At 37.7% G+C, this 8,731-nt stretch carries 11 protein-coding genes; 7 read left to right on the forward strand and 4 right to left on the reverse strand.

Features of this window, described 5'->3' with window-relative positions:
* Positions 1 to 152: 152 nt before the first annotated feature.
* The 4 genes from B4W65_RS16600 to B4W65_RS16615 all read right to left on the reverse strand — a co-directional run bounded on the left by B4W65_RS16600 (position 153) and on the right by B4W65_RS16615 (position 4,101).
* Positions 153 to 512: a winged helix-turn-helix transcriptional regulator gene (locus tag B4W65_RS16600; protein ID WP_088656295.1), complete on the reverse strand. Its 360-nt coding sequence runs from the start codon at positions 510 to 512 to the stop codon at positions 153 to 155.
* Between the two features lie 80 nt (positions 513 to 592).
* Entirely contained in the window at positions 593 to 2,512 is a 1,920-nt protein-coding gene (gene tet(36) / locus B4W65_RS16605) for a tetracycline resistance ribosomal protection protein Tet(36) (protein ID WP_088656287.1), read from the reverse strand.
* Between the two features lie 252 nt (positions 2,513 to 2,764).
* Complete coding sequence (locus B4W65_RS16610) at positions 2,765 to 3,814, reverse strand: integrase core domain-containing protein (protein WP_088656288.1); 1,050 nt, start codon at positions 3,812 to 3,814, stop codon at positions 2,765 to 2,767.
* A 5-nt stretch (positions 3,815 to 3,819) separates the two neighbouring features.
* Positions 3,820 to 4,101: a hypothetical protein gene (locus B4W65_RS16615; protein ID WP_045089652.1), complete on the reverse strand. Its 282-nt coding sequence runs from the start codon at positions 4,099 to 4,101 to the stop codon at positions 3,820 to 3,822.
* A 237-nt stretch (positions 4,102 to 4,338) separates the two neighbouring features.
* Here B4W65_RS16615 and B4W65_RS16620 point away from each other — a divergent pair, with 237 nt between their 5' ends.
* From B4W65_RS16620 to B4W65_RS16650, 7 genes are all read left to right on the forward strand, one after another.
* Entirely contained in the window at positions 4,339 to 4,911 is a 573-nt protein-coding gene (locus B4W65_RS16620; RefSeq protein ID WP_088656289.1) for a Crp/Fnr family transcriptional regulator, read from the forward strand.
* 62 nt (positions 4,912 to 4,973) lie between these two features.
* Positions 4,974 to 5,822, forward strand: a complete 849-nt coding sequence (locus tag B4W65_RS16625) for an SDR family oxidoreductase (protein WP_088656290.1) — start codon at positions 4,974 to 4,976, stop codon at positions 5,820 to 5,822.
* A 55-nt stretch (positions 5,823 to 5,877) separates the two neighbouring features.
* Positions 5,878 to 6,318: a LexA family protein gene (locus tag B4W65_RS16630; protein ID WP_088656291.1), complete on the forward strand. Its 441-nt coding sequence runs from the start codon at positions 5,878 to 5,880 to the stop codon at positions 6,316 to 6,318.
* Entirely contained in the window at positions 6,315 to 6,680 is a 366-nt protein-coding gene (locus B4W65_RS16635) for an iron chaperone (RefSeq protein ID WP_088656292.1), read from the forward strand. The genes B4W65_RS16630 and B4W65_RS16635 overlap by 4 nt, the downstream gene beginning before the upstream one ends.
* A gap of 1 nt (position 6,681) precedes the next feature.
* On the forward strand, positions 6,682 to 7,938 hold the full coding sequence (locus B4W65_RS16640; protein WP_088656293.1) for a Y-family DNA polymerase: 1,257 nt from the start codon (positions 6,682 to 6,684) through the stop codon (positions 7,936 to 7,938).
* Positions 7,939 to 7,941: 3 nt separating this feature from the next.
* On the forward strand, positions 7,942 to 8,268 hold the full coding sequence (imm45, locus tag B4W65_RS16645; protein WP_088656294.1) for an Imm45 family immunity protein: 327 nt from the start codon (positions 7,942 to 7,944) through the stop codon (positions 8,266 to 8,268).
* A gap of 72 nt (positions 8,269 to 8,340) precedes the next feature.
* Positions 8,341 to 8,731: transposase (locus B4W65_RS16650; RefSeq protein WP_262487828.1), on the forward strand; the 391-nt coding region annotated here is incomplete at its 3' end.

An 8,731-nucleotide genomic window follows, 5' to 3' on the forward strand; every position in this document is an offset into this window, starting at 1 on the left:
TGACACAGTTTAATTTACACAACCACAAAATGTATGTATCCGAGAAATTGTAATAGCTGCCACAAAACAACTCAGCTAAATTATATTATCGATAGAAATAGTGCCTATATATTCTTTGGATATATAAGCACTGTTTTTTATTTAAAGTCCATTTAGTCTTCATCTTCAGCATTAAACAACTCCTCATAGAACTTTCTATTTTCCTCGCCCCATTGGTCCAATGCGTCTAGAATAGGAAATGCGGAACGACCTAAATCAGTCAGAAAATACTCAGTACGAGGTGGTTGTTCTGCATAAATTTTTCTATCTATAATCTTATACTCCAACAATTCTTTAAGTTGTTGATTTATTACACGTTCTGTTGCATCAGGCACCTCCTTGAATATCAGACTTGGGCGTAGTGGCTTATCTCGAAGTGCTTCTATGATGCAAATTTTCCACTTTCCGCCAAGCACCTGCATAGCAATGCTATAACCACATTCTAGATATATAGGGATTTTTCTTTCAGACATAATTGTATAGTTAATTTGTAGGAACAAGATACAAAAATAGTGCGAGAATGCATTCTTTGATTATTTTGCTTATCATTCTCTTATCCTAATTCCTTCTCAAACATATACATCAATTTATCTTTTTCATTCAGTTCTACACTTCTGCTTACCTTTTTATTGGTGATTTGATAGCCCGAAAATCGAGTAACAAAAATGCCCAAGCCTTGAGTGTAGGAGCTGACTTCTGCTGAGTATTCTTTACTAGTATCTAAAGGAATTTCACCCAAAATAGTAGTCCAATCACCATCTGAAGTAATAGTAGATATTTCGCCTTGCATCTTGTTGATGTCTGTAATAGCCCTAGCATTCACAGCTATTGGAATTTGCAATTTAAAATCTAAGATTGGCTCCAACAACTCAACATCAGCTTGTTGTAAAGCCAATCGAAAAACATAGGGAGCTAAACTTCTAAAGTCGGCAGGTGTGCTCACTGGACTATAATAGATTCCGTGAGAAAAAGTGACTTTAAGGTCGGTTACTTCCCAGCCATACAAACCCGATTCACAGGCTTTCTTGACTCCATCGAATACTGCATTCTGAAAAGATTGATTCAAGTAGCCCAATGAAATATCGCTCTCTATCGTAAGTCCCGCACCGATTGGCAAAGGTTCTATAATCAAGCCAATAGATGCCCAATAAGGATTAGGTGGCACTTCGATATGAATGGTGTATTCCGATTTCGTTTTCAGACGTTCCTTATAAATCGTTTTCACCTCTTCAAAGTAAGCATCTACCGAAAATCGCTCCTCCAACAAAGTCAAAATAACTTCCCGTTGAGTTGCTCCATAAAGAGAAACTTCTAGCTCATTATTATCAGCATTGATACCAAACGTTAAAGATGGATCTTCTACCGATAATACATTCATAGCAGAAATTAATTTACTCCTATCCTCTACTTTGGCAGGATGTATAGATGATTTGAGAGCAGGACTAGGAATATTCAATTTATCAAATAAACTTGGCATTGTTCCTAAATAATCACCTACCATCAGACTTTCGGCATGGTCTAAAATTGCAATATCGTTTGTAGAAACTTCATCTACATCTATTTCGTTTCCAGCGTAAAAGGTCTTTAAACTTCTTATTTTCAGATTCTCATCTGAGCCATTGAGGTTGTATGATTTTCTTGTTCTAAGGCTTCCCCCTATAATCTTTAGATAGGCTCGTTTCTGTTCCTTCTTATTATGCTCAATTTTATAGACATAGGCAGATAAATCGTTCTCTTGAGGTAGAGATGTTTCAATAAAAGTAGTGATTGAGTTTAGCAAATCTTCGATACCAATGCCATACATTGCTGAGCCATGGTAGATAGGATGTAGTTTAGCGAATTGAACAAGATGAATCATTGAACTCCAATAGTCTGAATTTGAGAGTTGCGTATCGCTTAAGTATTTTTCAAGCAAAGAATCATCTTTCTCCAAAATTGTTTCTCTGTCCTTTTCTGATATGTTGTGTATTGTACAGCTAGAAGTTAAAATCTTGCCATCAACGGATTGCATAAGAAGAATATCTTTTGAAAGGCTATTTTGTATTTCGAAATAAAGCTGATTTAGATTTACTCCCTCTCTATCTATTTTGTTGATAAATAGAATGGCTGGAATTTCTAGTTGTTGCAAGACATTGAACAACAATCTCGTTTGAGCTTGAATACCCTCTTTAGCAGACACCACAAGAATAGCACCATCTAGCATTCTAAAAGTGCGTTCCACTTCTGCTAGAAAGTCCATGTGTCCAGGAGTGTCGATAATATTAATCTTTGTATCGTTCCATTGAATAGACGTTGTAGAAGCTCTAACGGTGATACCTCTTCGTTTTTCAATATCCATCGAATCGGTTGTGGTATTACCTTTGTCCACACTTCCACGTACCTCAGTTGCTCCACTAGCAAATAGCAAGTTCTCAGTAATGGAGGTTTTTCCTGCATCAATATGTGCAAGAATACCTATATTTATAGTTTTCATTTGATTTTGTAAATAATATAGCGGATGCTTTGTAGAAATGCATCACATAAAAAATACATCCTTGATGGTAGAATGTACCACAAGAACTTGAATTCGTATTTCTAATTATATTATTTACTGCCGCATAGTGTGACAAAGGTAGAAAATAAATTTTAAAATCAACTGTATTAGCCCGTAATAACCGAGCACATTAATTGTATTTAATCTTTTTTATTACTTTTGTATCGGACAAGCTGATCCGATGGTGATATATTATACCGAAGGATTTATTGAAGGGGTGTTACTGTAAGTAATTGCCCCTTTTATCATTGACTGAAGAGCTATTTCATTTCTTCGTGGCATTGAGCCACTTGAAATGAGGACAAGCTGAACCTCAGGATCCTTATTGCCCGATGGTATGTCATCATTTTCTTTTCGCTGGCTTTCGGCGTACTTTTCCCTGTATTCTACAGGAGAACAGTATTCCAGTCTATGAAATATCCAATCCGTGTTGTAGTCATTAATAAATTGATTAATACTGTTATAAGCTTCCTCAAAGGAAGAAAATGTTTCTGTTTGCAACACCTGTTCTTCCAGGGTGCGGTGAAACCGCTCTATTATCCCGTTGCATTGCGGTGACCGTACAAACGCTTTGGACACCTCCAATCCCAGGAATTTCATTTCATTCATAAAATCAGCAGAGTCATACTGCGAGCCATGGTCGCTTCTTAATTGCAACTTCATTCCTTTACACACATCCTTACCTACCGAACCGAAAGTCTTCCGTACAGCGGCCCTAACAGGCTCCATGGCGGCAAACCGGTTGCCTTTCCTTGCAATATGCCATGAGATAATCTCATCGTTAAAGTGATCGATCACACCAAAGAACCAATGCCAACCTGACCCATCAATCCAAAACCTCTTCCCGTCAGTGGCCCACATTACATTGGGTGCATCCGTGATTATAGTACCATCATGTTCGCGCTTATTCGTCTTCCCGGGCCTTCTGTAGGGGCTCAGCAGGTTGTTTTCCCGCATGATGCGGTTCACACGTGCCTTGCCGGCTACCAGAGCGTTTATCTTCCTTTTACCCATGCGCTTCTTCACTTTCAGATAACCTTCAGCGTTGAATGTACTCTTCTTAATTTCTTCCTTAATCTCCTGTAAAACCTCTTCATCGCTATGCTTGGGTTTTCTGCCCCGTTTCCCTGTTTTGGGAGTAGGGTTTTCATACCAGGTGCTGCTGCTGTAGCCGACTACCTTGAATATCAAACGCTTCGGATATGGTTTCCCGGTTAATGGATAATGTTCCTCTATCAGCATGGAGATTATTTCCTTTTTAGTTTTGCTGCCAATTCGTTCTTTTTTTTTGTGAGTTCGAGCTCCATCTGCAGTTGCCCGATCTTACGCTCGGCAGCACCCAGCCTCGAATCGTCGGGTTTACGTTTGAACCCGTCGGTACCACTCTCGATAAATTGATCCCGCCAAAGGTTGATATCAGCCAGAGTAACTCCGTATTCACGGCTAAGCAGCTCCGGATCCTCTCCACGCAACAAGGATAAAACTAATTCAGCCTTGATTTTCGATGTAAAATTTTTCCTCTTTTCCATAGCAGTTGTAAAAATAACTTTTATTTTTTACTGCTCGGTTTATTTGAGGGCTAATATAAATTTTAAAATCAACTATCCTAAATCGTTATCTTAGAAAATCCGTTCATACCTATTCCTGATGAACTAAACACCGAACAAGAAGATGACATAGTGGGATTGTGGAGCTGGGATGGGAAAGGAAAAGTTGTTGTAAATTGTACATTTCATAATAAATGATTGCTAAATTAGATACACCATATGAATCAACTAATAAACTATATCAAAACCTATGTCGCATTATCAGATGAAGAGTGCGAAGTGCTCATGTCTTTATTTGAAATAAGGAAACTGCGAAATAATGAGGTGTTTTTTGAAGAAGGGCAAATAGCAAATGAACTCTATTTTGTAACGAAAGGCTGTATCCGATTATTTTACAAAGTGGATGTGGATGAGAAAACAGCTTTTTTCTATTCGCAAGGGCAATTTATATGTGCTGGAGAAAGCTATAATCTAGGTATTGCTGCTAAAGAGAATTATCAGTCTATGGGTCAATCTGAGATAGTTATATTGGATAAGAAGAAGGTAGAAACTTTGCTCCAAAAAGATTCCAAGTTTGAAGCAATAGGACGTATAGCTACCGAAAATGAATTGATTGCCAGTCAAAAGATAATTGCATCTTTTGTTACTCAAACAGCCGAAGAGCGATACCTTGAATTATTAGAAAGCAATAGCGAACTTTTTCAGAATGTGCCTCAACAATATATTGCATCTTTCCTCGGTGTATCACCTGAAACATTGAGCCGCATCAAAAGTCGCATTCTGAAACGATGATTTCTTGACAATCGTCAAGTACAATAGCTAATTCATCACCCTATCTTTACAGCAAAAAGGACATGAAAAAAGTATTAGTTGCTGGAGCTACTGGTTATTTAGGGAAACACATTGTCAATGAGCTAAAAAGTAGAGGATACTGGGTAAGAGTATTAATCAGAAAAGAAAGCCAAAAGAAATTGTTCAAAGATGTGGACGACTTTTTTGTAGGAGAAATAACCATGCCCAAAACACTTGTTAGTATTGCAGAAAATATAGATTGGGTGTTTTCTACCATTGGCATCACAAGGCAAAAAGAGGACTTGACTTACATGGATGTAGATTATCAAGGAAATGTGAACTTGTTATACGAAGCTAAAAAATCAGGAGTAGAGAAATTTGAATATATTTCTGCCATTAATGGAGATAAACAAAGACACTTAAAGATTTTTGAGGCAAAAGAACGTTTTGTAAATGAATTGAAATCGTCAGGTTTGGACTATTGCATTATGCGTCCTAATGGTTTTTTCTCAGATATGAAGGACTTTTTAGAAATGGCTAAGAAGGGGCGAGTTTACTTGTTTGGTGATGGACAGTTTAAGCTCAACCCTATAGATGGTAAAGATCTAGCAGTTGTTTGCGTTGACAAAATGATTGCTGGCAACAGAGAGGAAACTGCTGGAGGACAAGAGATACTGACACAAGAGGATATTGCCAAAATAGCATTGCGAGTTTTGAATAAACCTCTCAAGATTACTTTTCTGCCAGATTGGACTCGCAAACTCTCTATTTGGGTGTTGCGAACATTCACATCTTCCAAAGCATATGGTCCATTTGAATTTTTCCTTTCAGCTATGGCTCAGGATAATATTGCAAATCAATATGGCAAGTTAAAGTTGGAGGATTTTTATATGACGATTTTGAAGGAATAATTATTGCCAAATAGAATCTATCAAGAATAAAAATATTCTTTCCTACCTTTGCTCCATGAATAAAACAAACCTCAAAATACATCCATCCGACCAAAGTCTAGAACTCTCTTTGCCCTATGCAGATGGAGGAATCAAGGCTGGGTTTCCTAGTCCAGCGCAAGACTATATTGAAAGTGCTATCGACTTGAATAAGGAGTTGATAAAACATCCTGCATCCACTTTCTATGGACGTGTAAAGGGTGATAGCATGATAGATGCTAATGTGCATGATGGCGATATTCTAGTGATTGACAAATCGCTAGAGCTTCAGAACGGTGATATGGCCGTTTGCTTTATTGATGGTGAGTTCACTATCAAATACATCAAACTAGAAAAAGATGTTATTTGGCTAGAACCAGCCAACGAGAATTATGAACCAATAAAAGTGACAATCGAAAATGATTTCTTAATTTGGGGAATTGTAACGTATTGTATTCAAAATAAGAGGAGGAGATGAAAGAAGAAACAATAGAAACATACATCCAAAAGTTTCCTGAAAATATTCAAGAGATTTTAAAGAGAGTGCGAGAAATAATTTTGTCGTGCAACACTGAATTAGAAGAAACTATAAAGTACGGAATACCAACTTTTATATTACATGGTAATTTGGTGCACTTTGCTGCATATAAGAAACATCTAGGCTTTTATCCAGATCCGTCAGGTGTTGAAGCTTTTAAAGATAAATTAGAAGGATATACCATATCTAAAGGAGGTATACAATTTCTATACACTGAATCCATTCCTTACGACCTTATTGCTGAAATTACACTATTTCGTGTAAAAGAGAATATAGAAAAAGCACAAAAGAAGTCTGTTTAATATGATAGGACTCATCGACTGTAATAATTTCTTCGCATCATGTGAGCGAGTTTTCAATCCAAATTTGGATGGAAAACCTATTGTTGTGCTTTCGAATAATGATGGAGCAATAATTGCAAGAAGTGAAGAGGCTAAGAGGTTAGGTGTGAAGATGGGTGTGCCATTCTATCAAATCAAAGACTTAATAAGACAACAAAATATCAATGTATTCTCTTCAAATTATACACTTTATGGAGATTTATCAAGGCGAGTGATGTCCATTTTAGCTGAGCAAGTTCCCGAAATAGATGTGTATTCTATTGATGAAGCATTCTTGGACTTGGCTGGTATCGAAAACTTTTCAGAATTTGGACAGAAACTAGTGAGAACAACTTGTCGAAGTTCTGGTATACCTGTCTCACTTGGTATTGCTCCAACACGCACTTTAGCCAAATTGGCTAATAGCTTTGCCAAACGATATCCTGCTTATAACAAAGTTTGTATAATGGATTCTGATGAAAAAAGAATTAAAGCTTTACAGAAGACTCCAGTAGGATACATTTGGGGCATAGGGAGGCAAACGACCAAGACTTTAGAATATTATGGAATCAAAACAGCTTACGATTTAACTCAAAAATCTCGTTCATGGGTGCGTAGCAAGATGACTGTTGTAGGTGAACGTACTTGGTTAGAACTACATGGAGAGCCTTGCATCACTTCTGATTCTGTAGTTGAAAAACAACAAATTTGCACCTCTCGCAGTTTTGGTGAAATGGTTACAGACTTCGATTCTTTACGAGAATCTATTGCTAACTTTGCATCAGCTTGTGCTGCGAAGTTGAGAAAACAAAATTCATTAACACAGGGCATGATTGTTTTTGCTTATACCAATCGCCACAGAGAAGATTTACAACAATATTTTCCATCTAAGGCAATGCAATTTTCTTTCCCTACTGCTGATACAATGGAGATAATCAAGCATGCTAGTTGTGCTCTGAAAGAGATTTACAGAGAGGGTTATGAATACAAAAAAGCTGGAGTTATACTTACGCATATCATCAGCGAAACCAATTATATGCACGACCTTTTTGACCCAAGAGATAGAGAAAAGCAAAAACGCATTTCGCAAATGATAGATTCCATCAATCAGAAGAATGGCACAAACTGCATTAAACTAGCTGCTCAAGGCGTTGGAAAGGCTGATTGGAATCTGCGAAGAGATTTTCTATCAAAGTGTCCTAGTACGAAGATTGGGGATATAATAGAGATAAGAGGATAGAAAATGGAACAAAGATCAAGATTACTAGACTATAAGCAAGATATAAGTAGAGGGTGTGTATTTCGCTGTAAAGCAAAATATCCCTATGAGGAGGTCGTAGACTTTATGGTTGCCGAGTCTTTTGATAATGGAGAATTACGTTATGTCTTGTATGTTATATCTGGATATAAAGCAGGTTCTCTATTGGTAAGATTACCTAAAGATGCACTATCCACTAATTTCGGTCTAAATTGGAAGTGGGTTGTTGAGAACTGGAATGATTGGATTTACTTAGATTGTGGAGTTGAGGATGTTTGGGTAGTAGAAAAATCAGTTCCTACTCTTGATTAAAGGAGACTGTAAAGTAAACTGTGTCAAATAATAAATTCATTTTTTTATTACTTTTACACAATAGTTTACATTATGGAAGATTTTGATTACAAGTCCTTTCAAGCCAAGGCGCTGGAGCAGCTAAAAGCCGGCAAGCCTCTTTTAGGAAAAGACGGTGCATTTGCGCCATTACTGGAGAACCTTCTGAATGCAGCATTGGAGGGTGAGATGGATGTTCACATGGATGAAGAGGAACGCTTATCGGGTAATCGCCGCAATGGATATAATCGCAAGCAAGTTCAGACTTCCCTGGGTGAGGTTACAGTTCACACGCCACGAGACAGGGATTCCCGGTTTGAACCGGAGTTTATCAAAAAGCGGGAGCGTATATTGGCCGAAGGTGTAGCTGACCGCATCATTGGCTTATACGCGTTAGGCAACAGTACGCGGGAGATCAGCGACTGGATGGAGGAGAACCTGGGTA

This window comes from Geofilum rhodophaeum (assembly GCF_002210225.1).
Taxonomy (GTDB): Bacteria; Bacteroidota; Bacteroidia; order Bacteroidales; family Marinilabiliaceae; genus Geofilum; species Geofilum rhodophaeum.

Bases quoted from the DNA above. Each gene is read 5' to 3' on its own strand.
- B4W65_RS16600 (WP_088656295.1), bottom strand. From the start codon at position 512: ATGTCTGAAAGAAAAATCCCTATATATCTAGAATGTGGTTATAGCATT.
- B4W65_RS16610 (WP_088656288.1), bottom strand. From the start codon at position 3,814: ATGCTGATAGAGGAACATTATCCATTAACCGGGAAACCATATCCGAAG.
- B4W65_RS16615 (WP_045089652.1), bottom strand. From the start codon at position 4,101: ATGGAAAAGAGGAAAAATTTTACATCGAAAATCAAGGCTGAATTAGTT.
- B4W65_RS16620 (WP_088656289.1), top strand. From the start codon at position 4,339: ATGAATCAACTAATAAACTATATCAAAACCTATGTCGCATTATCAGAT.
- B4W65_RS16625 (WP_088656290.1), top strand. From the start codon at position 4,974: ATGAAAAAAGTATTAGTTGCTGGAGCTACTGGTTATTTAGGGAAACAC.
- B4W65_RS16630 (WP_088656291.1), top strand. From the start codon at position 5,878: ATGAATAAAACAAACCTCAAAATACATCCATCCGACCAAAGTCTAGAA.
- B4W65_RS16635 (WP_088656292.1), top strand. From the start codon at position 6,315: ATGAAAGAAGAAACAATAGAAACATACATCCAAAAGTTTCCTGAAAAT.
- B4W65_RS16640 (WP_088656293.1), top strand. From the start codon at position 6,682: ATGATAGGACTCATCGACTGTAATAATTTCTTCGCATCATGTGAGCGA.
- imm45 (WP_088656294.1), top strand. From the start codon at position 7,942: ATGGAACAAAGATCAAGATTACTAGACTATAAGCAAGATATAAGTAGA.